The organism is Streptomyces sp. NPDC002868, from assembly GCF_055563295.1.
Window position 1 is genome coordinate 882,160 of sequence record NZ_JBVHDR010000002.1, and the last position, 22,517, is coordinate 904,676.

The 22,517-nt window shown below is 70.0% G+C and carries 22 protein-coding genes; 9 read left to right on the plus strand and 13 right to left on the minus strand.

What is annotated here, in order from left to right; translation table 11 throughout:
- Positions 1–37: 37 nt before the first annotated feature.
- The 10 genes from ACZ3H8_RS10040 to ACZ3H8_RS10085 are packed head-to-tail and all read right to left on the minus strand — an operon-like array spanning position 38 to position 10,037.
- On the minus strand, positions 38–1,567 hold the full coding sequence (locus tag ACZ3H8_RS10040; protein WP_467399628.1) for an NADH-quinone oxidoreductase subunit N: 1,530 nt from the start codon (positions 1,565–1,567) through the stop codon (positions 38–40).
- Entirely contained in the window at positions 1,564–3,126 is a 1,563-nt protein-coding gene (locus ACZ3H8_RS10045) for an NADH-quinone oxidoreductase subunit M (RefSeq protein ID WP_467399993.1), read from the minus strand. Before ACZ3H8_RS10045 ends, ACZ3H8_RS10040 begins: the two co-directional genes overlap by 4 nt.
- 27 nt (positions 3,127–3,153) lie before the next feature.
- On the minus strand, positions 3,154–5,160 hold the full coding sequence (locus tag ACZ3H8_RS10050) for an NADH-quinone oxidoreductase subunit 5 family protein (protein WP_467399630.1): 2,007 nt from the start codon (positions 5,158–5,160) through the stop codon (positions 3,154–3,156).
- On the minus strand, positions 5,157–5,528 hold the full coding sequence (nuoK, locus tag ACZ3H8_RS10055) for an NADH-quinone oxidoreductase subunit NuoK (protein ID WP_307661718.1): 372 nt from the start codon (positions 5,526–5,528) through the stop codon (positions 5,157–5,159). The genes ACZ3H8_RS10050 and nuoK overlap by 4 nt, the downstream gene beginning before the upstream one ends.
- On the minus strand, positions 5,528–6,169 hold the full coding sequence (locus ACZ3H8_RS10060) for an NADH-quinone oxidoreductase subunit J family protein (RefSeq protein WP_467399633.1): 642 nt from the start codon (positions 6,167–6,169) through the stop codon (positions 5,528–5,530). Before ACZ3H8_RS10060 ends, nuoK begins: the two co-directional genes overlap by 1 nt.
- Positions 6,166–6,846: a NuoI/complex I 23 kDa subunit family protein gene (locus ACZ3H8_RS10065; protein ID WP_467399636.1), complete on the minus strand. Its 681-nt coding sequence runs from the start codon at positions 6,844–6,846 to the stop codon at positions 6,166–6,168. Before ACZ3H8_RS10065 ends, ACZ3H8_RS10060 begins: the two co-directional genes overlap by 4 nt.
- Entirely contained in the window at positions 6,846–7,814 is a 969-nt protein-coding gene (locus tag ACZ3H8_RS10070) for a complex I subunit 1/NuoH family protein (protein WP_307661721.1), read from the minus strand. The genes ACZ3H8_RS10065 and ACZ3H8_RS10070 overlap by 1 nt, the downstream gene beginning before the upstream one ends.
- Positions 7,811–9,025 carry an NADH-quinone oxidoreductase subunit C gene (locus tag ACZ3H8_RS10075; RefSeq protein WP_467399638.1) on the minus strand — a complete coding sequence of 405 codons (1,215 nt, stop codon included), beginning with the start codon at positions 9,023–9,025 and terminating at the stop codon, positions 7,811–7,813. The genes ACZ3H8_RS10070 and ACZ3H8_RS10075 overlap by 4 nt, the downstream gene beginning before the upstream one ends.
- On the minus strand, positions 9,022–9,648 hold the full coding sequence (locus tag ACZ3H8_RS10080; protein ID WP_307661723.1) for an NADH-quinone oxidoreductase subunit B: 627 nt from the start codon (positions 9,646–9,648) through the stop codon (positions 9,022–9,024). The genes ACZ3H8_RS10075 and ACZ3H8_RS10080 overlap by 4 nt, the downstream gene beginning before the upstream one ends.
- A complete protein-coding gene (locus ACZ3H8_RS10085; RefSeq protein WP_307661724.1) occupies positions 9,639–10,037 on the minus strand; it encodes an NADH-quinone oxidoreductase subunit A in 399 nt (132 codons plus the stop codon). The genes ACZ3H8_RS10080 and ACZ3H8_RS10085 overlap by 10 nt, the downstream gene beginning before the upstream one ends.
- A gap of 261 nt (positions 10,038–10,298) precedes the next feature.
- Here ACZ3H8_RS10085 and ACZ3H8_RS10090 point away from each other — a divergent pair, with 261 nt between their 5' ends.
- From ACZ3H8_RS10090 to ACZ3H8_RS10110, 5 genes are all read left to right on the plus strand, one after another.
- Complete coding sequence (locus ACZ3H8_RS10090; protein ID WP_467399641.1) at positions 10,299–11,495, plus strand: sensor histidine kinase; 1,197 nt, start codon at positions 10,299–10,301, stop codon at positions 11,493–11,495.
- Between the two features lie 331 nt (positions 11,496–11,826).
- Positions 11,827–13,227: a sensor histidine kinase gene (locus ACZ3H8_RS10095; RefSeq protein ID WP_467399997.1), complete on the plus strand. Its 1,401-nt coding sequence runs from the start codon at positions 11,827–11,829 to the stop codon at positions 13,225–13,227.
- 223 nt (positions 13,228–13,450) lie between these two features.
- Positions 13,451–14,110 carry a LuxR C-terminal-related transcriptional regulator gene (locus tag ACZ3H8_RS10100; protein WP_398991367.1) on the plus strand — a complete coding sequence of 220 codons (660 nt, stop codon included), beginning with the start codon at positions 13,451–13,453 and terminating at the stop codon, positions 14,108–14,110.
- A 249-nt stretch (positions 14,111–14,359) separates the two neighbouring features.
- Positions 14,360–16,300: a 2-oxoacid:acceptor oxidoreductase subunit alpha gene (locus tag ACZ3H8_RS10105; protein ID WP_467399643.1), complete on the plus strand. Its 1,941-nt coding sequence runs from the start codon at positions 14,360–14,362 to the stop codon at positions 16,298–16,300.
- Positions 16,293–17,342 (plus strand): 2-oxoacid:ferredoxin oxidoreductase subunit beta, encoded by a 1,050-nt coding sequence (locus ACZ3H8_RS10110; protein ID WP_467399646.1) that lies wholly within the window; start codon positions 16,293–16,295, stop codon positions 17,340–17,342. Before ACZ3H8_RS10105 ends, ACZ3H8_RS10110 begins: the two co-directional genes overlap by 8 nt.
- A 39-nt stretch (positions 17,343–17,381) precedes the next feature.
- Here the strand turns inward: ACZ3H8_RS10110 and ACZ3H8_RS10115 are convergent, their stop codons facing one another.
- A complete protein-coding gene (locus tag ACZ3H8_RS10115) occupies positions 17,382–17,756 on the minus strand; it encodes a winged helix-turn-helix transcriptional regulator (RefSeq protein ID WP_467399648.1) in 375 nt (124 codons plus the stop codon).
- 88 nt (positions 17,757–17,844) lie between these two features.
- On the opposite strand from ACZ3H8_RS10115, the gene ACZ3H8_RS10120 reads away from it, so the two are divergent.
- From ACZ3H8_RS10120 to ACZ3H8_RS10130, 3 genes are all read left to right on the plus strand, one after another.
- A complete protein-coding gene (locus tag ACZ3H8_RS10120; protein ID WP_467399651.1) occupies positions 17,845–18,705 on the plus strand; it encodes an SDR family oxidoreductase in 861 nt (286 codons plus the stop codon).
- Positions 18,706–18,841: 136 nt separating this feature from the next.
- The gene (gene rarD, locus ACZ3H8_RS10125; protein ID WP_467399653.1) at positions 18,842–19,834 is read left to right on the plus strand and encodes an EamA family transporter RarD; all 993 of its coding nucleotides are present in this window, start codon (positions 18,842–18,844) and stop codon (positions 19,832–19,834) included.
- 136 nt (positions 19,835–19,970) lie between these two features.
- Positions 19,971–20,810 carry a mechanosensitive ion channel family protein gene (locus tag ACZ3H8_RS10130; RefSeq protein WP_467399656.1) on the plus strand — a complete coding sequence of 280 codons (840 nt, stop codon included), beginning with the start codon at positions 19,971–19,973 and terminating at the stop codon, positions 20,808–20,810.
- Positions 20,811–20,903: 93 nt separating this feature from the next.
- Here the strand turns inward: ACZ3H8_RS10130 and ACZ3H8_RS10135 are convergent, their stop codons facing one another.
- Together ACZ3H8_RS10135 and ACZ3H8_RS10140 are read right to left on the minus strand one after the other, a co-directional pair.
- Positions 20,904–21,275, minus strand: a complete 372-nt coding sequence (locus tag ACZ3H8_RS10135) for an SRPBCC domain-containing protein (RefSeq protein WP_467399658.1) — start codon at positions 21,273–21,275, stop codon at positions 20,904–20,906.
- Entirely contained in the window at positions 21,272–21,886 is a 615-nt protein-coding gene (locus tag ACZ3H8_RS10140; protein WP_467399660.1) for a CGNR zinc finger domain-containing protein, read from the minus strand. Before ACZ3H8_RS10140 ends, ACZ3H8_RS10135 begins: the two co-directional genes overlap by 4 nt.
- Before the next feature lie 22 nt (positions 21,887–21,908).
- On the opposite strand from ACZ3H8_RS10140, the gene ACZ3H8_RS10145 reads away from it, so the two are divergent.
- Positions 21,909–22,358: a VOC family protein gene (locus tag ACZ3H8_RS10145; protein WP_467399663.1), complete on the plus strand. Its 450-nt coding sequence runs from the start codon at positions 21,909–21,911 to the stop codon at positions 22,356–22,358.
- Positions 22,359–22,517 lie beyond the last annotated feature (159 nt).

Here is a 22,517-nt window from a genome sequence, read left to right on the forward strand (position 1 = left end):
AGTGGGCCGTTCGGGTAGTGGGCCGTTCGGGTAATGCTCAGAACAGGCTGCTCGCCGCGACGCGGAGCACCAGCTGGGGGTAGCCAGAGAGTACGACGCCGACGGCGGCGGTCAGGACGATGGCCACGGTGACCGCAGCGGGGGCGCGCTTTCTGACCGGCTGGGCCTCATCGGCGCTCTCCTCGGCGCCCGCCGGAGCGCGGAAGAGGATCGCTGTCCACTGCAGGTAGTAGTACAGGGCGATCACGACGTTGACGCCCATGATGACCGCCAGCCAGCCAAGGCCCGCGTCGACGGCCGACGCGAAGACGGTCACCTTGGCGAACAGGCCGATGATGCCGGGCGGCAGACCGGCCAGGCAGAGCAGGAAGAAGCCCATCGCGAGGGCGGTGAGCGGGCGGGTGGTGTAGAGGCCGCGGTAGTCGGAGATCCGGTTGAGCGGATGCGTACGGGCGACGAGCGCCGCCACCGCGAAGGCACCCAGGTTCACGACCGCGTACATGAGGGCGTACGCGACGGTGGCGCCGATCTGGTCGTCGCTGGAGTACGCGGCGGCCGCGATCGGCACCAGGAGGTAGCCGGCCTGCGCCACGGAGGACCATGCAAGGAGGCGTACCGCGCTCCACGCGCGCGTGGCCGACTGGCGCAGCGCCGCGACATTGCCCGCGGTCATGGTGAGACCGGCGAGAACGGCGATCGCCGGTCCCCAGACGTTCGCGTATCCGGGGAAGGCGATGACGGTCACCAGGATGAGGCCGGAGAAGCCGACCGCCTTTCCGACGACGGAGAGGTACGCGGCGATGGGCAGCGGTGCGCCCACATAGGTGTCGGGGACCCAGAAGTGGAAGGGGACCGCGGCCGTCTTGAACGCGAAGCCGACGAGGGTCAGCGCCACGCCCACCTTGGCGAGGGTGTCCAGCTGGCCAGGGACCTTGTCGAGCTCGGCGGCGATCTGGGTGAGATGCAGGGTGCCCGTCGTGGCGTACACGAAGCTGACGCCGAGCAGCATCACGGCGGTCGCGGCGACCGAGGAGAGGAAGAACTTCAGGGCTGCTTCGCTGGAGAGCCGGTCGCCACGCCTGAGGCCGACGAGCGCGAACGCGGGCAGCGATGCGACTTCGAGGGCGACGACGAGGGTGGCCAGGTCGCGCGAGGCGGGCAGCAGGGCCGCGCCGGCCGCGGAAGAGAGCAGCAGGAACCAGAATTCCCCTGCCGGGAGCTTCTTGCGGGTGTCGTGGAGCGAGAGCAGGGCAGTCAGCAGCGCGCCCCCGAGCACCAGCAGCTGGATCACCAGGGTGAAGTGATCGGCCGTGTAGCTGCAGGCGTCGGCGTCCGTCGTGAGGCAGAACGTCGCGCGGTTGCCTTTGCGCAGTGGCACCAGAGTGATGAGCGCGGCCACAAGACCGGCGATCGCGACGGCACCCAGCAGCCGCTTGCGCTGCTCAGGTACGAACAGATCGGCGACCAGCACGATCAGGGCGACCACCGCGGTGATGGTGGGCGGCGCGATGGTGAGCCAGTCGACGGACTGGACGAGGCTGGTGACGCTGTCGGCTGCCACGGTCACGACTTGCCTCCTGCGAGGAGCTTCTGCACGGCCGGGTCGGTGAGGCCGAGGAGGACCGCGGGCCACAGTCCGGCGAGGACGGTGAGAGCGACGAGCGGGGTCCAGGCGGCGAATTCGTACGTCTGGACGTCGGCGAGCGGTTTCGCGTCCGGCTCCTCCTCGTGCCGCAGCGCGCCCATGCAGACGCGGCGCACGACGATGAGCAGGTACGCGGCGGTGAGCAGGGTGCCGAAGCCGGCGATCGCCATGAAGGTGAGGAAGGCGGGGCGGCTCAGTCCCTCGGCGGGGTCGAACGCGCCGAACAGCGCGAGCATCTCGCCCCAGAATCCGGCCAGGCCGGGGAGGCCGAGGGAGGCTACGGCGGCGAAAGCGAGGAGGCCGCCGAGGCGGGGCGCGCGGCCGTAGAGGGCCGCTCCGGTGGCGCCGGCGAGGGTGTCGAGGTCGGCGGTGCCGTAACGGTCCTTGAGCGCTCCGACCAGGAAGAAGAGCAGGCCGGTGATGAGGCCGTGGGCGATGTTGGCGAAGAGCGCGCCGTTCACGCCGGTGGGAGTCATCGTCGCGATGCCGAGGAGTACGAAGCCCATGTGGCCGACGGAGGAGTACGCGATCAGGCGCTTGAGGTCGCCGCCCGCGCCCTGCTTGGCGAGGGCGAGGCAGGCGAGGGATCCGTAGATGATGCCGACGACGGCGAAGGCGGCGAGGTACGGCGCGAAGGTCTGCATGCCGTCCGGCGTGATGGGCAGCACGATGCGGACAAATCCGTACGTACCCATCTTCAGGAGTACGCCGGCGAGGAGGACGGAGCCAACGGTCGGAGCGGCGGTGTGCGCGTCCGGGAGCCAGCTGTGCAGCGGCCACATCGGAGTCTTGACGGCCAGCCCGAGACCGATCGCCAAAACGGCGATGACCTGCGTGGATGCGGTCAGCCCACGGCCGTTGTCAGTGGCGAGTGCCACCATGTCGAATGTGCCGGTCTTCAGCCCGATCAGCAGCAGGCCGAGCAGCATGACGATCGAGCCGAGCAGCGTGTAGAGGATGAACTTCCAGGCGGCGGGCTGCCGCGCCTCACCGCCCCAGCGGGCGATGAGGAAGTACATCGGGATGAGCACCATCTCGAAGGCCAGGAAGAAGAGCAGCAGGTCGAGGACGGCGAAGGTCGCGAGGGTCCCGGATTCAAGGACGAGCAGCAGTGCGACGAAGGCCTTCGGGGAAGGGCCCGCGGGCATCTTGAAGTAGCTGTACAGCGCGCACAGGAAGGTCAGCAGCGCCGTAAGGACCAAGAGGGGGAGGGAAATGCCGTCGATGCCGAAGTGGATCCGCACATCGAGTGCGGCGATCCAGCTGATGTCCGTCGTGGCCTGCATCTTCGACGGGTGGTCGTGGTCGAAGCCGAGGGCCAGCACGATCGCCGCGGCGAGGATCGCGCCGGTGACGGTCACGCCGTGCCGCAGGACGGCCTGGTCCGGGCTCCTGCCGCGCAGCCCGGGCGGGGCGGGCAGCAGCGCCGCCGCGGCCCCGACGAGCGGGCCGACGACGATGAACGCGAGAAGGAACTGCATCACGGACTCGCTGATATCGATCACGGCTCACGATCCGGCGTTGACGTTGGAAAGGACGACGGCGGCGATCGCCAGGACGACGGAGCCGGCGAGCAGCGCGCTGAGGTAGGTCTGCACATTGCCGGTCTGGGCGCGGCGGACGGCCGTGCCGAGCCAGCGGGTTCCGGTGCCCGATCCGCGTACGTACGTTTCCACGACCTCCCGGTCAAGGAAGCTGACCAGCTGGGCGGCGGCCCGGACGGGGCGTACGAACAGGGCGGAGTAGACGGCGTCGATGTGGAAACCGGCCGCGGCGTGGCGGTGGAGCGGGCCGAGCAGCAGTCGGCCGGGATCCGCCGGGTCGGGGGCTGCCGCGATGTCGCCGTATGCGGGGACGTGGGCGGCGATGGCCTCGGCCTCGACTACTGACGGCGCGGCTTCCGGATGTGCGGCGACGGCACCCAGGGGGATGCGGGCGGCGTCCGCGCGGTACTGGATGGCGCGCCAGGTGCCGTAGGTGATCAGTCCGCCGACGAGTGCGACACCGGTGCCGAGGACGGCGGTGGTGACGGTCGGGGTGAGGCTGTGGCCGTCGAACCAGTCGTCGAGGTAGCCGACGGTCAGGCCAAAGGCCAGAGAGGGGATGGCAAGCGCCCAGAGCACGGCGTTCATCACGATCGGCTGGCGGCCGTGGTCGGGGGCTTCGGCTCCGCGGCCGCGGAAGGTGAGCAGCCACAGGCGGGTTGCGTACGCGGCGGTGAGCAGGGCGGTGATCAGACCGGAGACCAGCACCGTCCAGCCCGCGGCGCCCGGTGCGATGTCGGATTCGCCGAGCGCCGCGTGCTCGGCGGCCACGAGGACGGCTTCCTTGGAGAAGAAGCCGGCGAAGGGAGGAATCGCGGCGAGCGCGAGCAGGGCGACCGTCATCGTCCAGTACGCGTCGGGGACGCGCTTGGCGAGGCCGCTCATCCGGGACATGGCGGCGAGCGAGTTGGTGCCGGCGGCGTGGATGATCACGCCGGCGGCGAGGAAGAGCAGTGCCTTGAACGCACCGTGCGACAGGAGGTGGAAGACGGCCGCGCCACGGTCCCCGACGGCCAGGGCGCCCGCCATATAGCCGAGTTGGCCGATGGTCGAGTAGGCGAGGACGCGCTTGATGTCGTCCTGGGCGAGGGCGGCGAGCCCCGAGCCGATCATGGTGACCGCGGCCATCACGGCGAGGACGGTGAGCGCTGCCGCGGAGGCGGCGAAGACGGGAAGGAGCCGGGCCACGAAGTAGATGCCTGCCGCGACCATCGTCGCGGCGTGGATCAGCGCGGAGACGGGGGTGGGGCCCGCCATCGCGTCGGGCAGCCAGGTGTGCAGCGGGAACTGCGCCGACTTGCCCGCCACGCCCGCGAGGAGGAGCAGTGCGATCAGCGTGGGGTTCTCGATCCCGCCGGCCGCGACGGAGCCGAGGATCCCGGTGATCCGGAACGTGCCGGCGTCGGCGGCGAGTGCGAACAGACCGATCAGAAAGGGGACATCGCCGAGCTTGGTGACCAGGAAGGCCTTGAGGGAGGCGGCGCGCGCCTCGGGCGTCTCCCAGTAGTGGCCGACGAGGAAGTACGAGCAGATGCCCATGATCTCCCAGCCGACCAGCAGCACCATCAGGTCGCCGGAGTAGACGACGAGCAGCATCGCGGAGGTGAAGAGGGAGACGAGAGCCGCGTACGAGGGGTAGCGCGGGTCGTCGCGCAGATAGCCCGTCGAGTAGATCTGCACGCAGGAGGCGACGAGGCCGACGAGGACGGCGACGAGGACCGCGAAGCCGTCGAGGTGCAGGGCGAGTTCGATGGGGACCGACCCGGTGGGGGTCAGCTCGGTCGAGGCGTCGATCGCCTTCCCGCCGCCCTGGCGTACGGCGACGAGCACGGCGATGGCGGCCGCGGCGAGAGTCGGCAGGACGGCCAGGGGCCGTACGAAACCGGGGGCGGTGCGGCCGAGCAGCAGTCCGGCCGCGGCGCCCAGAAACGGAAGGAGGGGGACGAGGACGGCGAGGGTCGTGGTGGTCACGCGGTGGCCTCAGCCTTCTGCGCCGGGGCGGTCGCGTCAGGGGCGTCGGGGATGCCGTCGGGGCCCTCGGCGGTGTCGCGGAGCCTGTCGACGTCCGAGGTTCCGCGATTGCGGTAGACCATCAGGACGATCGCCAGGCCGATGCCGATCTCCGCGGCGGCGATGGCGATGGTGAACAGGGTGAGCGCCTGGCCGGCGTGCAGGGTGTCGCGCATCCAGACGTCGAAGGCTACGAGGTTGAGGTTGACCGCGTTGAGCATCAGCTCGACGGACATCAGGACCAGGATCGCGTTGCGGCGTGCGAGCACTCCGTACAGCCCGACGCAGAAAAGGAGGACGGCGAGCACGGCGGGATAGGCGAGGTGCATCAGCTCTTCCCCTCGGGATCCTTGGTCGCGTTGGCGTCCTTGGTCGCGTTGGCGTCCTTGGTCGCGTTGGCGTCCTTGGTCGCGTTGGCGTCCTTGGCGTCCTTGGCGTCCTTGCGGGACAGGACGATTGCCCCGACCAGGGCGGCGAGCAACAGTACGGACAGCGCCTCGAAAGGCAGCACCCAGTGCCGGAAGAGGATCTCGCCGGACACCTGTGTGGAGCCCTGGGCGGGTCCGTCGAGGTCGATCCAGGTCGTACGGAACGCGTCGACGACCACCCAGACCAGGGCGGCCGCGGCGGCGACGGCCACGGCTAGGGCGACCCAGCGGTTGCCGGAGTCGGCGTCCGGGGAGCGGCCGATGGGGGCCTTGGTGAGCATCAGCCCGAAGAGAAGGAGGACGACCACGGAACCGACGTAGATCAGGACCTGCACCCAGGCGATGAACTCGGCCGTCAGCAGGAGGTATTCGACGGCGAGGCCGCCGAGCGCCACGACCAGCCAGAGGGCGGCGTGCACCAGCTGCTTGGTCTTGACGGTTATGGCGGCCGCGCCGAGGGTGGCGATGCCGACAAGGAGGAAGGCGACCTCGACGCCGGTCGGGGAGAGGAAGCCGTGCGTCTCGGTTGCGGCGAGCATCATGCCGGTCCTCCCTCGCCGGAGCGGGGCGCGGCGGCATCATCCGGACCGGCGGGGCCGGCGGGCGGCGCCGCGGCGTCACTCGGGCCGGCGGGCGGCGCCGCGGCGTCACCCGGGCCGGCCGGGCCCGCAGCGGGCTCCGTCGTTGTGTCCGCCTGCGCGGCCGCGAGCTTTTCGGCCGCTTTGCGGGCCGCGGCGAGTTCCTTCGGCTCCTCGGCGCCCGGGTCGAGCGCGGGCGGTGCGGGCACCGTCCACATCCACTCGCGGAGCTTGTCGCGCTCATGGGTGAGCTCGCGAATGTCCGTCTCCGCGTACTCGAACTCCGGCGACCAGAACAACGCGTCGAAAGGACAGACCTCGATGCAGATACCGCAGTACATGCAGAGCGCGAAGTCGATGGCGAACCGGTCGAGGACGTTGCGGCTGCGCTCGCGGCCGCCGGGGGCCGCGGCCGGGACCGTCTCCTTGTGGGAGTCGATGTAGATGCACCAGTCGGGGCACTCACGGGCGCAGAGCATGCAGACCGTGCAGTTCTCCTCGAACAGGCCGATCACGCCACGGGTGCGGGGCGGGAGTTCGGGCTGGGCGTCCGGGTACTGCTGAGTGACCGTCTTCTTCGTCATCGTCCGCAGGGTGACGGCGAGGCCCTTCGCGAGCCCGGAGCCGGGGATCGGAGGCATTACTGGATCACCACCTTCACGATGCCGGTGAGCGCGATCTGGGCGAGGGCGAGCGGGACGAGGGTGGTCCAGGCGAGCTTCTGCAGCTGGTCCTCGCGCATCCGCGGATATGTCACGCGCAGCCAGATGACGATGAAGGCGAGCACGGCCGTCTTGAGCAGGGTCCAGACCCAGCCGAGGCCCTCGGCCCCGAACGGGCCGTGCCAGCCCCCCAGGAAGAGGACGGTGGTCAGACCGCACAGGACGACGATGCCCGCGTACTCGGCGAGCAGGAACAGCGCGAAACGCAGGCCGGTGTACTCGGTGTACGCGCCGAAGATGATCTCGGAGTCGGCGACCGGCATGTCGAAGGGCGGGCGCTGGAGTTCGGCGAGGCCCGCCACGAAGAAGACCAGGGCCCCCACGATCTGCCAGGGCAGCCACCACCACTCGAAGGCGTTCAGGATGCCGGGCAGCGAGACCGTGCCGGCCGCCATGGCGACGGAGGCGGCGGCGAGCAGCATCGGCAGCTCGTACGCGAGCAGCTGCGCGGCGGTGCGCAAACCGCCGAGGAGGGAGAACTTATTGGCCGAAGCCCAGCCCGCCATGAGCGAGCCGAGCACCCCGACGCCCATAACGGCGAGCACGAAGAAGATGCCCGCGTCGACGACCTGGCCGACCGCGCTCTCGCTCGGGCCGATCGGGATCGCGACCAATACGAGGAGGTACGGGAGGAGGGCGACAGCCGGGGCGAGCTGGAAGATACGGCGGTCGGCGCCCGCCGGGACCACGTCCTCCTTCTGCGCGAACTTCACGCCGTCCGCGACGAGCTGGGCCCAGCCGTGGAAGCCGCCCGCGTACATGGGGCCGAGGCGGCCCTGCATATGGGCCATCACCTTGTGCTCGGTCTGCCCGATGACGAGAGGAAGTACAAGGAACACAGCGAAGACGACGACCAGCCGCAAGGCAACGTCGAGAGCGTCGTTCACGCGTCTCCTCCGGCGGATTCGGTCGGCTCGTCGTCGGGTCCTTCGGCGGACCCGGTCTTCGGCCGAGGGGTGGGTGGTATGTCCGTGGGGGTGCCCGTGGGTGTATCGACGTCGGTGCTCGTGTCAGTGCTCGTGTCGGCGTCGTCGAACGCCGGGCGCGCGTGGTGCCACGGGGCGTCGGCGCTGCGGGTTCGCGGCGGCGAAGCCGGGGCATCCGGGGGTTCCGGGGCTTCCCCGGTCTCCGCGGGCTCCTGCGCGGGAGGCACAGCCGGGGCGGCGTCGGCCTCCTGCCGTTGGCTCGCCGAGCCCGCGCCCGCGCTGCGGGAGCGCCGCGGCCCGGCCGGCCCGGATCCCTCCGGGGCCGAAGCGTCCTGGTCCGGGGCCGATGCATCCGGCGTGGCGGGGGTCTCCTCGCGCTGCGTCGCCGAGCCCTCGGTCGCGCTGCGCGCCCGGCGCGGCCGCGCCTCGGGAGCCTTCGGTGCCTCGGGCGTTGCCGCCCCCGCTACCGCACCCGGTGCGTCCGTCGCCTGCGACGCCGAGCCCTCCGACACACTCCGCGTACGGCGCGGCGGTCGGTCGCCCGTCGCGCCGGCCGCGCCGCGGGCCGCCCTTGCCGGGCGGGCGGGAGCCGGGGGGAGCTGGCCCTTGAGGGGGCCCCATTCGTTCGGGTCGGGGACGCCCGGCGGGAGCATCTGGCGGCGCTTCGGGCCGCCGTGCTCCGACTCCCCCGGCTCCTTCGCGCCCGGCCAGGCCTTGGCGACCCGGGCCGCCAGCACGAAGTCCTTGCGCAGCGGATGGCCCTCGAAGCCCTCCGGCAGAAGCAGCGGGACGAGGTGCGGGTGATCGGTGAAGGTGACGCCGAACATCTCGTAGGTCTCGCGCTCGTGCCAGCCCGCGCCCGCGTAGATCTCGACGGCGGAGGGGAGTACGGGAGCCTCGCGCGGGACTGTCGTACGCACGAGCAGCCGTCGCACCCGCCCCTGCTCCAGGGCGACCACGTGGGCGCAGACTCGGAAGCCGGTGCCCGGTTCGTCGACCGCGCTCAGCCAGTCGAAGTAGGTGCAGCCCAGCCTGTCGCGGGCGGTCTCGAGGGCGGCGATCCAGGAGCCGACGGGGACGTCGACCGTGAGCAGGTCGTACGTCCGCTCGGCCGTGGCCTCCTCGCCGAAGATCTCGGCCGCGGCGTCCGGAAGACGGTCGTACGCGTTCATGCGCCACCCTCCCCCGGCGTCGGCGGCAGCACCAGGCCGCTCTGCAGGGCGGCGGCGGAGGGTCGTGCGGAGTTCGAGTACCGCTCGCCGAGCGACTCCCGCGCGATCTTCTCCTGGAGCTTCAGAATGCCCTGGAGCAGCGCCTCGGGCCGCGGCGGGCAGCCCGGCACGTACACATCGACGGGGATGATCTGGTCGACGCCCTTGGTCACGGAGTACGAGTCCCAGTATGGGCCGCCGCAGTTGGAGCAGGCGCCGAAGGAGATGACGTACTTGGGCTCGGGCATCTGCTCGTACAGGCGCTTCACCGCCGGGGCCATCTTGTCCGTCACCGTGCCGGAGACGACCATCAGGTCCGCCTGGCGCGGGCCGGGCGCGAAGGGGATCACACCGAGGCGGATGAAGTCGTGGCGTGCCATCGACGCCGCGATGAATTCGATCGCGCAGCAGGCGAGCCCGAAGTTGAAGACCCAGAGGCTGTAGCGGCGGCCCCAGTTGAGGACCACCTTCATCGGTTCCGGAGCCAGGCGCGACAGAACGCCCAGGCGCTTCGGCTCCGGCAGCAGCTCGGGCTGCGCCCCGGACTGGGCGTGGGGCTGGGCCTCGGGCTGGGTCACGTCCATGTCAGGACGCCCTTCTTGTATGCGTAGAGGAGTCCCACGGCCAGGAAGCCGAGGAAGATGAACATCTCCACGAGCGTCGTCGCTCCGTATCCCGCGGCGGCGAAGACCGTAGCCCACGGGAAGAGGAAGATCGAGTCGACGGCGAAAATCACGTACAGGAACGCGTAGACGTAGTAGCGGACCTGGGTGTGCGCCCAGCCCTCGCCGACGGGGTCCACTCCGCATTCGTACGTCAGCAGTTTCTCCGGCGTGGGCACCACAGGCCGCAGCAGCCGGCCTGCCCCGAAGGCGACGGCGACGAACAGCACGCCGATCACCGCGAGCAGTCCGACGACCGAATAACCCTCGAAATAGTCCGCCGCGAGCACGGCCACGGTCGGTTCCGGCACGTCCGCCCCTCGCTCCCTGACCTCGTTGTCGATACGTTCGACCAGATGGATCGCCTTGATCACCGTGATCACCGTGATCGTTCCTGATCGCAGTGATCGTGATGTTCGACCAGTTCGGCGATCTATCTCTACGAACCGGAGTCTAGGCCCTGCTAAAGGGACGGTAAGCAGTCGCGTCAGGGATCAGGTGGGGTTATCCCTACTTCGCCCCACCCATGTACCCCATGGCGTGCGGCGACCGGGCCCGGCAGGCTGTGCCGCATGACCGCGAGCATCACCGCCCCCGACAACGACCGCGACAACGACCGCGACGACCGGCCGCCGCCCGCGCGCTTCGCCTTCGACCGCCACACCTGGAAGGAGATCGCGTATCTCCTCGGCAATCTGCCGGTCGCGCTGATCGGTTTTGTCTACGTGGCGTTCGCGATTTTCACCGGCGTGGGACTGTCCGTGACGGTGATCGGTCTGCCGCTCCTCGCCCTCGGGCTCGCGGGCGCGCGCCTTCTCGGCCGGGCGGAGCGGGCCCGGGCCCGGGCGCTGCTCGGCGTACGGATCGACGAGCCGAGCCCGCTGTTCCGGCCGCACCGCGGCGAAGGGCTCGCCCCCCGGCTGTGGACGAGCCTGAAGGACCCGGTGGCGTGGCGGTCGGTGCTGTACTCCTTCATCCGGCTGCCGTGGGGCGTGCTGACCTTCAGCGTGATGATGGTGAGCCTGTTCGTGCTCTGGCCCGTGCTTCCCTTCATCGCGCGCGGGCTGACCAACGCCGACCGGGCGATGGCCCGCGGGCTGCTCTCGCCCTCCGACGAACTGGAGCGGCGCATCGCCGAGCTGGAGTCGGACCGGGGTGTGGTCGTCGACACGGCGGCCGCCGACCTGCGCCGCATCGAGCGCGATCTGCACGACGGCGCTCAGGCCCGGCTCGTGGCGCTCGCCATGGGGCTCGGTCTCGCCAAGGAGAAGCTGCTCGAAGATCCCGACACGGCGGCGGCGATGGTCGATGAGGCGCACGGCGAGGTGAAGCTCGCGCTGCAGGAGCTGCGCGATCTGGCCCGTGGGATCCACCCCGCCGTACTGACCGACCGCGGCCTGGACGCGGCCCTCTCCTCGGTCGCCTCCCGCTGTACGGCGCCGGTGAAGGTGACCGTCGACTTGGCCCAGCGACCGGCCGAAGCTATCGAGGGCATCGCCTACTTCACGGTTTCCGAGCTGCTGCAGAACGTCAGCAAGCACGCGCAGGCGAAGAGCGTGACCGTGGATGTGTGGCGGGCGAACGACCGGCTGCTGATCCAGGTCAGGGACGACGGGCGCGGCGGCGCGCGACTGGACGGCGGCACCGGCATGGCCGGCCTCGCGGAGCGGCTGGGCGCGGTGGACGGGCTGTTCGTCCTGGACTCGCCGGAGGGCGGTCCGACGACGGTCACGGCGGAGCTGCCCTGGCGTGAGCGCGCCAATCGCTGACCCCCCGCGGCAGCGCACCCCTCCCTTTCGGGCCTGTCCCGTTGGGGCCTGTCCCGTTGGGGCCTGTCCCGTTGGGGCCTGTCCCGTTGGGGCCTGTCCCGTTGGGGCCTGTCCCGTTCAGGGAAGGCCCGCCTCTCCCCTTCTGGGCCCGCCCGTCCCTTTCGGGGTCCGCATGTCCCGTTCGGCTGCCCGACGGCATCCACGAGCCCGGGCGCCCGGGCATGGTGGGGAAAACCCCCGCTCCAACACGGTAACCGCCCTCATGGTGCGGGCCCTGGCGCCGCCGCAGTCTTGAGGCATGACAGCCCGCATCGCAGAACGGACGACTTCGATGGCGACGGACTACCGACCGGAGCAGGCGCCGCGACCACAGCGACCGCAGCGGCACGAGCATGGGGAGCATCGGGAGCGACAGGAGCTCCGGGGCCGTCTCCTCCCCCCGGCTCTGCGCGCGCCACTCGAGGGCCGGACCTGGCGCGAGTTCGGCTATCTGCTGCTGAGCCTGCCGATCAGCATCGTGTTCTTCACCTTCGCCGTCGCGACCATCTCCCTCGGCTCGGGTCTGCTCATCACCTTCCTCGGCATCCCGGTGCTCGCCGCCGGGCTGGCCGGCTGCCGTGGCCTCGGCGCGCTGGAGCGGGCCCGCGCCCGGGGGCTGCTGCGGCTGTCCGTCGGCGACCCCACCCCCGTACGCGCCGGCAAGAGCGGGCTGATGCCCTGGGTCGGCGCCGTCCTCAAGAGCGGCGCCTCCTGGCGGCATCTGCTCTACGCGATACTGCATTTCCCCTGGGCGGTCTTCGCGTTCACCGTCTCGGTCACGTTCTGGGTCACCAGCTGGAGCCTGCTGCTCTACCCGCTGTGGCGGTGGACCTTCCCCCGTTATCTCGGCGAGCCCGGCATCGCGCTCTACGGCGACACCGGCGGGAACGAGTTCTACCTCGACACCCCCTTCGAGATCGGCGCGACCGCAGCTGTCGGCCTGGTGCTGGTACTCGCGACCCCCTGGCTGATCCGTGGCCTGGCCTCCGTCGACCGGCTCATGGTCACCGGGCTCCTCGGGCCCTCCATGCTCGCCACCCGGGTCGTCGAGCTGGAGTCGGACCGCGGTGTGGTCGTCGACACGGCGGCCGCCGACCTGCGCCGCATCGAGCGTGATCTGCACGACGGCGCTCAGGCCCGCCTGGTCGCCCTCGCCATGGACCTGGGTCTCGCCAAGGAGAAGCTGCTCGAGGACCCGGACGCGGCGGCCCGGATGGTGGACGAGGCGCACGGCGAGGTGAAGGTGGCGCTGCAGGAGCTGCGCGATCTGGCCCGCGGCATCCACCCCGCCGTACTGACCGACCGCGGCCTGGACGCGGCCCTCTCCTCCGTCGCCTCCCGCTGCACGGTCCCGGTGACGGTCGAGGTGGACCTGCCTTCCAGGCCCGCGCCCGCCATCGAGGGCATCGCGTACTTCACCGTCTCCGAGCTGCTGCAGAACGTCAGCAAGCACGCCCGGGCCGGCCGTGCATCGGTGGACGTCTGGCGCTCCCAGGACCGGCTGATGCTGCAGGTCACCGACGACGGCCGGGGCGGCGCGGCGTTGCCCGTCAGCGGCTCTGCCGCGGACTCGGTGGGCAGTGGTCTCGCGGGCCTGGCCGAGCGGCTGGACGCCGTGGACGGAATCCTGGCCGTGGACTCGCCGCCCGGCGGCCCGACGACGGTGACCGCCGAGCTCCCCTGGCGCGGCTGACCCCATCCCTTGATCACCAGACCGATCACCGCACCCGTCACCACACCGATCACCACCTGCCGGACCCCTGAATCCCCCAGACCCCCCTACCGTCAACCCCCCAGACCCCCAATCCCGGCGATTCCCTAAGGCTGGGCGCGGTCCGGTCCGAATACTGGGATGCTGGAAGACGCAGGGGTGGGAAGCAGATCGACATGGGGGCTTCAGGGTTGTGAAGGACAGAGTGCGGGTGGTCATCGCCGAGGACTCAGTGCTGCTTCGGGAGGGCCTGACCCGGCTGCTGACCGACCGCGGGCACGATGTCGTGGCCGGCGTCGGGGACGCGGAAGCGCTGATCAAGACGGTCGGGGATCTGGCCGCCCAGGAGGCGCTGCCGGATGTCGTGGTCGCCGACGTGCGGATGCCGCCCACTCATACGGACGAGGGCGTACGGGCGGCGGTGCGGCTGCGCCGGGAGCACCCCGGGATCGGCGTGCTGGTCCTCTCGCAGTACGTAGAGGAGCAGTACGCCACCGAGCTGCTCGCGGGCAGCAGCCGCGGCGTGGGATATCTGCTCAAGGACCGGGTAGCCGAAGTGCGCGAGTTCGTGGACGCCGTGGTCCGCGTGGCCCAGGGCGGCACCGCGCTGGACCCCGAGGTCGTCGCGCAGCTGCTCGGTCGCAGCCGTAAGCAGGATGTGCTGGCCGGCCTCACCCCGCGCGAACGGGAGGTCCTGGGTCTGATGGCCGAAGGGCGGACGAATTCAGCGATCGCCAAACAGCTGGTGGTGAGCGACGGCGCGGTGGAAAAGCACGTCAGCAACATCTTTCTCAAGCTCGGACTGTCCCCCAGTGACGGGGATCACCGGCGTGTCCTGGCAGTGTTGACCTACCTCAACTCGTAATTGACTGACACTCTGTCAGATGTTGAGTCGGCCGGCAGCCCGAGAACCAAAGAATGAGCGGGGAGCGTCTTACCAGAAGGACCCAGGGGGCGAGCAAAGCATGGCAAACCAGGGCGTGAGGGTGTCCCAAAAGGATGTCCGAAATATGAACGGTCCAGGGAAGGCCACCCTTACCGACGTAGGGTGGCTAATGGGACGGCCGGTGGGCCGGCCGGGCCCGAGCAGCCGCCTCGAGGGAGGTCCAGTCCAGTGACCAGCCAGGTCAGTAGCCCAGCCGAGCAGGCCGACGAGGCCAATAACGAGGCTGTCGTCGGCGGACAGCGCAGACCCGCCGGAGAGAAAGAGATCCGCCGTCTGGACCGGGTGATCATCCGTTTCGCGGGTGACTCCGGTGACGGTATGCAGCTCACGGGTGACAGGTTCACCTCTGAGACCGCGTCGTTCGGAAACGACCTCTCCACTCTGCCGAACTTCCCTGCCGAGATCCGGGCGCCTGCCGGAACCCTCCCGGGCGTCTCCAGCTTCCAGCTGCACTTCGCCGACCACGACATCCTCACCCCGGGCGACGCACCGAACGTGCTGGTCGCGATGAATCCCGCCGCCCTCAGGGCGAACATCGCCGATGTGCCGCGCGGCGGCGAGATCATCGTCAACACCGACGAATTCGCCAAGCGAGCGATGGCCAAGGTCGGCTACGAGTCCTCGCCGCTGGAGGACGGCTCGCTGGACGCCTACCGCGTCCACCCCGTGCCGCTGACGACGCTGACCATCGAGGCGCTCAAGGAGTCCGGGCTCTCCCGCAAGGAGGCCGAGCGCTCCAAGAACATGTTCGCGCTCGGGCTGCTGAGCTGGATGTATCACCGGCCGACCGAGGGCACCGAGACCTTCCTGCGGACCAAGTTCGCCAAGAAGCCGCAGATCGCCGAGGCGAACATCACGGCGTTCCGGGCCGGCTGGAACTTCGGCGAGACGACCGAGGACTTCGCCGTCTCCTACGAGGTCGCGCCCGCCAGCCAGGCGTTCCCCACCGGTACGTACCGGAACATCTCCGGGAACCTGGCCCTGTCCTACGGCTTGATCGCCGCGAGCAAGCAGGCCGACCTGCCGCTCTACCTGGGCTCGTACCCCATCACCCCGGCCTCCGACATCCTGCACGAGCTCTCCAAGCACAAGAACTTCGGCGTACGGACCTTCCAGGCCGAGGACGAGATCGCCGCCATCGGCGCGGCGCTCGGAGCAGCCTTCGGCGGCTCGCTCGCCGTCACCACGACCTCGGGTCCGGGTGTGTCGCTGAAGTCGGAGACGATCGGGCTCGCGGTCTCCCTGGAGCTGCCGCTGCTGGTGGTCGCCATCCAGCGCGGCGGCCCCTCCACCGGACTGCCGACCAAGACCGAACAGGCCGACCTGCTCCAGGCCATGTACGGCAGGAACGGCGAGGCCCCCGTCCCGATCGTCGCTCCGCGCACGCCCGCCGACTGCTTCGACGCCGCCATCGACGCGGCCCGCATCGCGCTCGCCTACCGCACCCCCGTCTTCCTTCTGAGCGACGGCTATCTGGCCAACGGCTCCGAGCCGTGGCGCATCCCGGAGATCGACGAACTCCCCGATCTGCGGGTGCAGTTCGCGACCGGACCCAACCACGAGCTGGCGGACGGGACGGAGGTGTTCTGGCCGTACAAGCGTGATCCGCAGACCCTGGCGCGTCCCTGGGCGGTTCCGGGGACGCCCGGACTCGAGCACCGGATCGGCGGCATCGAGAAGCAGGACGGCACCGGCAACATCTCCTACGACCCGGCCAACCACGACTTCATGGTCCGTATCCGCCAGGCCAAGATCGACGGCATCGAGGTCCCGGACATCGAGGTCGACGATCCGCACAACGCGACGACCCTGGTCCTGGGCTGGGGATCGACGTACGGGCCGATCACCGCCGCCGTACGCCGTCTGCGAGCCGCCGGGATCCCCATCGCGCAGGCCCATCTGCGCAACCTCAACCCCTTCCCGGGGAATCTCGGGGAGGTTCTGGGGCGTTACGAAAAGGTAGTGGTACCCGAGATGAACCTCGGTCAGCTCGCCACCCTGATCCGGGCGAGGTATCTGGTCGACGCGCACAGCTACAACCAGGTCAACGGCATGCCGTTCAAGGCCGAGCAGCTCGCCACGGCTCTCAAGGAGGCCATCAATGACTGAGGCGCTCTCGCTGGTGCCCAAGGCCGAGGCCAAGCAGTCCATGAAGGACTTCAAGTCCGATCAGGAAGTGCGCTGGTGCCCAGGCTGCGGTGACTACGCGATCCTCGCCGCCGTGCAGGGCTTCATGCCCGAGCTCGGTCTGGCGAAGGAGAACATCGTCTTCGTCTCCGGAATCGGCTGCTCCTCCCGCTTCCCGTACTACATGAACACCTACGGGATGCACTCCATCCACGGCCGCGCGCCCGCCATCGCGACCGGCCTCGCCTCCTCCCGCCGCGACCTGTCCGTCTGGGTCGTCACCGGTGACGGCGACGCGCTGTCCATCGGCGGCAACCACCTGATCCACGCGCTGCGCCGCAATGTGAACCTGAAGATCCTGCTCTTCAACAACCGGATCTACGGACTCACCAAGGGCCAGTACAGCCCGACCTCCGAGGTCGGCAAGATCACCAAGTCGACGCCGATGGGCTCGCTGGACGCGCCCTTCAACCCGGTGTCGCTGGCGATCGGCGCGGAGGCGTCCTTCGTGGCCCGCACCATCGACTCCGACCGCAAGCACCTCACCGAGGTGCTGCGCCAGGCCGCCGACCACCAGGGCACGGCGCTGGTGGAGATCTACCAGAACTGCAACATCTTCAACGACGGCGCCTTCGATGCGCTCAAGGACAAGCAGCAGGCCCAGGAGGCGGTCATCCGCCTCGAGCACGGGCAGCCGATCCGTTTCGGCACCGACAGCGACAAGGGTGTCGTACGGGACCCGGCGACCGGCGATCTGAAGGTCGTCGCCGTCACGCCGGAGAACGAGAGCCGGATCCTGATCCACGACGCCCACAGCGCCAGCCCGACCACGGCCTTCGCACTCTCCCGGCTCGCCGACCCGGACACCCTGCACCACACCCCCATCGGGGTACTGCGCAGTGTGGAGCGGCCGGTCTACGACACGATGATGGCCGACCAGCTCGACACCGCCATCGAGCAGAACGGCAAGGGAGACCTGGCCGCGCTGCTCGCGGGCAATGACACCTGGACCGTCGTCGGCTGATGTGTCGCTGAGGCGCCCCGAAGCCCGGATCTCCTGTCGTCAGGAGGTCCGGGCTTCGTCGTACACGGCACGGGCCTGCTGCACCTCGTCGAGCCGCCGTTCGGTCCAACGGGCCAGCCCCCACACCTGCTCGGCGGCCTCCTTGCCGAGCGCGGTCAGGGAGTAGTCGACACGCGGCGGGATCACCGGCTTGGCGTCGCGGTGCACAAAGCCGTCGCGCTCCAGGGTCTGGAGGGTCTGCGCCAGCATCTTCTCGCTGACGCCGCCGACCTCCCGGCGCAGTTCGCTGAAGCGGTACGAACGCTCCAGCAGCGCGGCGAGGACGAGCACCCCCCAGCGGCTGGTGACGTGCTCCAGAACGATGCGAGAGGGGCACATCCTGTCGTTCACGTCCGGATTCCTGCTTACGCTCATACCAGTACCTTACTTCAAAGTTGGTACTTTCGTTTAGTTAGCACCTTTCGTAGGGTGAGTGGCGAGCCCTACGAATTGGAGAAACACCATGAGCATCGTCGTCACCGGAGCCACCGGAGCCCTCGGCCGTCTCGTCATCGACGAGCTGCTCGCCACGGTCCAGGCCGACCAAGTCGCCGCGGTCGTCCGCGACAAGGCGAAGGCCGCGGACCTCGCGGCGCGCGGCGTCGAACTGCGCATCGCCGACTACAGCGCTCCCGAGACGCTGGCCGGGGCCTTCCGCGCCGGTGACCGCGTGCTGCTGATATCGGGCAGCGAGGTCGGACAGCGGGTGGCGCAGCACACCGCCGTGGTCGAGGCCGCGAAGACGGCAGGCGTCGCGCAGCTCGCGTACACGGGCGTACTGGGCGGCCCTGACGCCGACTTCCAGCTGGCCGCAGAGCACAAGGTCACCGAGCGGGTGATCCTCGACTCGGGCCTGCCGTACACCTTCCTGCGCAATGGCTGGTACACGGAGAACTACACCGAGCACCTCGCCCCGGTCCTCGCACACAACGCCGTCGTCGCGAGCGCCGGCGATGGCCGGATCGCCTCGGCCGCCCGCGCCGACTACGCCGCCGCAGCGGCCGCCGTGCTGACCGGCGAAGGCCACCTGGGCAAGGCGTACGAACTGAGCGGCGACGCCGCCTGGTCCTTCGCGGAGTACGCGGCCGAGCTGTCCCGGCAGACCGGCCGGACGATCGCTTACAGCAACGTACCCGCCGAGGCGCACGTGGGAATCCTGACGGGCGCGGGCGTGCCCGGGCCGTTCGCCGAGATCCTCGTCGACGTCGACGCGGCGGTCGGACGTGGGCTGCTGGCCGGCACGACGGGCGACCTGGCGCGGCTGGCCGGGCGCCCCACGACGCCGCTCGCCGACTCGGTGGCGGCGGCGCTCGCCACCGCCTGACTTGCAGACCGCCCAACTGAGACCGACGGACCGACCGGCCAAGATCCGTCATGACCGTATAGCGATACGTACATGACAGCCCGGCCCTGCGCCGCGTACCTTCTTCGTGGTGATGCGCGCAGGGCGGGAGGGGCCAGTGAAGTCGGACGGTGAACAGCGGGCAGGACTGCTGTACGGGATCGGGGCCTACGGAATGTGGGGCCTGGTCCCGCTCTTCTGGCCGCTGCTGAAGCCGTCGGGAGCGACGGAGATCCTGGCCCACCGGATGGTCTGGTCGCTGGCCGTCGTCGGCGTCGCGCTGCTGGCGCTGAAGCGCTGGGGCTGGGTACGGAAGCTGATACGGCAGCCCCGCAAGCTGGGGCTGATCACGGTCGCCGCGGCGGTGATCACCGTCAACTGGGGCGTCTACATCTGGGCCGTGAACTCCGGCCATGTCGTCGAGGCGTCGCTCGGCTACTTCATCAACCCGCTGGTCACCATCGCGATGGGCGTGCTGCTGCTGAAGGAGCGGCTGCGCCCTGCCCAGTGGGCGGCGGTCGGCACCGGCTTCGCCGCGGTGCTTGTGCTGGCGATCGGGTACGGGCAGCCGCCGTGGATCTCGCTGGTGCTGGCCTTCTCGTTCGCGACGTACGGCCTGGTCAAGAAGAAGGTCAACATCGGCGGTCTCGAGTCGCTGGCCGCCGAGACCGCGATCCAGTTCCTCCCGGCGCTGGGCTTTCTGCTCTGGCTCGGCGCGGACGGGTCCGCCACCTTCGGGGCGCACGGCGCGGGGCATGCGGCGCTGCTCGCCGCGACGGGAGTGGTGACGGCGGCGCCGCTGGTCTGCTTCGGCGCGGCGGCGATCCGGGTGCCGCTCTCGACGCTGGGGCTGCTGCAGTACCTGGCGCCGGTCTTCCAGTTCCTGCTGGGGATCCTGTACTTCCACGAGGAGATGCCAGCGGAGCGGTGGGCCGGCTTCGCTCTGGTCTGGCTGGCGCTGACCTGTCTGACCTGGGACGCACTGCGCACGGCACGGCGTACGAAGGCGGCGGCGCTGCGGCTGGCCGCGGCGACGGCTGCTGCGACGGCTCCTGCTCCCGCTCCCGCTCCGACGCGGGCGACGCCGGCTCCCGCGGAGCCCACCGCCTGACGCATCAGTCCCCGGGGAATTAACACTCGATCGGCTCACCTGCGGGGCTGGGCGCAGGCCCCCACCGCTCGACCGGTGCTACCACCGGAAGTACAGGCCCCGATATGCGCGGCCCCCGGAGCGGAGTGAGTGCGTCATGTCGCAGCCCCTCGCCCAGCCCCTCGTCCCGCCCCTCGCCCTTACAGTCGACTTCGGACAGGGGATCACCGACGCGTGGTCGGCAGTGGCCAGGTTCGTGCCGAAGTTCATCGGCTTCCTGGTCATCCTGCTCATCGGCTGGCTCGTGGCGAAGCTGGTGGCCCGGGTCGCCGACCAACTCCTGCGCAGGGTCGGCTTCGAGAGGCTCTCGGAACGCAGCGGGGTCGCCAATGCTCTGCAGGGGTCGAAGTACGACGCGACCGGGATCCTCGTCAAGATCCTCTACTACGGGATCCTGCTGATCGCGCTGCAGCTGGGCTTCGGCGTCTTCGGACCGAACCCTGTCAGCGGCATGATCAACAGTGTTGTCGGGTGGCTGCCGAAGGCGATCGTCGCATGTGTGATCGTCGTCGTGGCCCTGGCCATCGCACGCGCGGTCCGCGACATCGTCCAGGGGGCGCTGGGCGAGACCTCGTACGGCAAGATCCTGTCCACGGTGGCCTGGGGGTTCATCGTGGCACTCGGCGTGATCGCGGCGCTCAGCCAGGCGGAGATCGCGACCTCGGTGACCGGCCCGGTGCTCACGGCGGCGCTCGCCGCGATCGCGGGCATCCTGATCGTGGGCGTCGGCGGCGGCCTGATCAACCCGATGCGCCACCGCTGGGAGCGATGGCTGTCGGCCGCCGAACAGGAGGCGGCCCGGGCCCGCGGCACCACCGGCGCGTACGAACGAGGCGGGCGGGACACGACTGCGGGCCGGCCGCCCACCGAGCGGCGGACTCGCCCGCCAGGACGCGTAAGTCCGGCGGACGAACCGGAGAACATCGACCCGATGTGAAGGTCCCGCACCGCCTACGACGCCACCCGACGAGGCACCCCAAGGGCCTGTACGACATCGGCCATCACGGCCTTCCAGTGCGCCCGCTGCCGCTCACGCTCCACCGCGTTCGCCAGATGCTCCTGATGGAAGCGGAGTACGGTCTTCTCCCCCGCCCCCGCCCCCCGACGCGGACGCCGACGCGGAGACCGCGACCTGGAGGGTGGTCGCGCCGTACGTGAGCCGGACCCGGTCCCCGGGCCGGTAACTGCGCAGCTCGCCTGCGATACCGTCCCCGGTTTCGTACGACTCGCCCTTCTCGGTGGGCAGTTGGGCGCCCTTGCCGAGCCAGAGGGCGACACCCTCGGGGCTCGTGATGAAGTCCCACACGGCGGAGACGGGGAGTGGCAGCGTCTTCGACACACCGATCTCCCAGCCTGCGTCCTGGGTCAGTCCCGTGGGCCGTTCTGCGGGCCGTTCTGTCATCGTCCGTCTCCTTCTGCGTGTTCCGCGTGGCGGACGCGGTGCGCCCGCACCTTGCTGCGATTGCCGCACCGTTCCATCGCGCACCAGCGGCGGCGGCCCGGTCGTGAGGTGTCGACGAAGAGCAGGTAGCAGTCGTGCGAGCCGCATTCGCGGATGCGGTGTGCGTACGGCCCGGTGAACAGATCCACCGCGTCGCGCGCCACCGCCGACAGCAGCTGCGTGCCGGTGGCCCCGGGCGCCCAGCCGCGCTCGCCGTCGGCAGTGATCCGGGGAGCGGGCGGGGCCTGCTCCGCGGCCTCGTTGACCACGGCCAGGTCGGCGCGGCGCAGCTCACGGCCGTGTGCCCGGTCGGCGGTCAGCCGCCACAGCGCGTCGCGCAGCGTGCGGGCCGCCGCCAACTCCTCGGCGCTGACGACCGGTTCCAGACCGGCTGGCAGCCGGCTCTCCGCCGCCCAGCGCACCAGGTCGGCGGGCTCGTGCAGCACCTCGTACCGCGCGAAGCCGCCCGGTCCACCGGTGGGCAGCAGCTCAAGGCTCAGCGCTCCGGGGTCGAAACGGTACGGACGGCCTTCCGGGGTGCGCAGGGTCAGACCTATTGCAGGCTCGCTCATGTAACCAATATAACTGGTTACCATGACACTGCACTGGAAGCTCGTCATCGATACGTCCGACCCGCACGCGCAGGCCGACTTCTGGGCCGCGGCACTGGGCTACGAACTCGAGGACAACAGCGCGCTCATCGAGCGCCTGCGCGGATACGGACAACTGCCGGAAGGATCGACGGTCCAGTCGCACGGTCGGGACGCCTGGCGTGATTACGCCGCCGTCCGGCATCCGGACGACCCCTTCGACAAGGTCAGCGGTGCGGGGCTCGGACGCAGGCTCCTGTTCCAGCGCGTACCGGAAGGAAAGACGACCAAGAACCGGCTCCATCTCGACCTGCACGCAGGCGAGGAGAACCGGGAGGCGGAGGTCGCGCGCCTGGAGGGTCTGGGGGCGTCCGTTCTGTACCACGCGAACGAGCCGATCGGCGTCTGGACCACCATGTCGGACCCCGAGGGAAATGAGTTCTGCGTGGAGTAGCGGAGGGGGAAGACGGGGAATGGGCGTCCGTTATGTGAACACCACTGACCGGTTTCCGCCCTTGACGGTGAGTCAAACTCTCGCTGAACTCACAGCACGCACTGCGCACCACTAGCTCCAACGCCCTGGGACCCGCCGTCCCAGGGCGTCTCGCACGTT

Coding starts and splice junctions, on each gene's coding strand:
- ACZ3H8_RS10045 (WP_467399993.1), bottom strand. CDS start 3,126: ATGCAGTTCCTTCTCGCGTTCATCGTCGTCGGCCCGCTCGTCGGGGCC.
- nuoK (WP_307661718.1), bottom strand. CDS start 5,528: ATGCACCTCGCCTATCCCGCCGTGCTCGCCGTCCTCCTTTTCTGCGTC.
- ACZ3H8_RS10060 (WP_467399633.1), bottom strand. CDS start 6,169: ATGATGCTCGCCGCAACCGAGACGCACGGCTTCCTCTCCCCGACCGGC.
- ACZ3H8_RS10065 (WP_467399636.1), bottom strand. CDS start 6,846: ATGCCTCCGATCCCCGGCTCCGGGCTCGCGAAGGGCCTCGCCGTCACC.
- ACZ3H8_RS10075 (WP_467399638.1), bottom strand. CDS start 9,025: ATGAACGCGTACGACCGTCTTCCGGACGCCGCGGCCGAGATCTTCGGC.
- ACZ3H8_RS10080 (WP_307661723.1), bottom strand. CDS start 9,648: ATGGACGTGACCCAGCCCGAGGCCCAGCCCCACGCCCAGTCCGGGGCG.
- ACZ3H8_RS10090 (WP_467399641.1), top strand. CDS start 10,299: ATGACCGCGAGCATCACCGCCCCCGACAACGACCGCGACAACGACCGC.
- ACZ3H8_RS10095 (WP_467399997.1), top strand. CDS start 11,827: ATGGCGACGGACTACCGACCGGAGCAGGCGCCGCGACCACAGCGACCG.
- ACZ3H8_RS10110 (WP_467399646.1), top strand. CDS start 16,293: ATGACTGAGGCGCTCTCGCTGGTGCCCAAGGCCGAGGCCAAGCAGTCC.
- ACZ3H8_RS10115 (WP_467399648.1), bottom strand. CDS start 17,756: ATGAGCGTAAGCAGGAATCCGGACGTGAACGACAGGATGTGCCCCTCT.
- ACZ3H8_RS10120 (WP_467399651.1), top strand. CDS start 17,845: ATGAGCATCGTCGTCACCGGAGCCACCGGAGCCCTCGGCCGTCTCGTC.
- ACZ3H8_RS10130 (WP_467399656.1), top strand. CDS start 19,971: ATGTCGCAGCCCCTCGCCCAGCCCCTCGTCCCGCCCCTCGCCCTTACA.
- ACZ3H8_RS10135 (WP_467399658.1), bottom strand. CDS start 21,275: ATGACAGAACGGCCCGCAGAACGGCCCACGGGACTGACCCAGGACGCA.
- ACZ3H8_RS10140 (WP_467399660.1), bottom strand. CDS start 21,886: ATGAGCGAGCCTGCAATAGGTCTGACCCTGCGCACCCCGGAAGGCCGT.
- ACZ3H8_RS10145 (WP_467399663.1), top strand. CDS start 21,909: ATGACACTGCACTGGAAGCTCGTCATCGATACGTCCGACCCGCACGCG.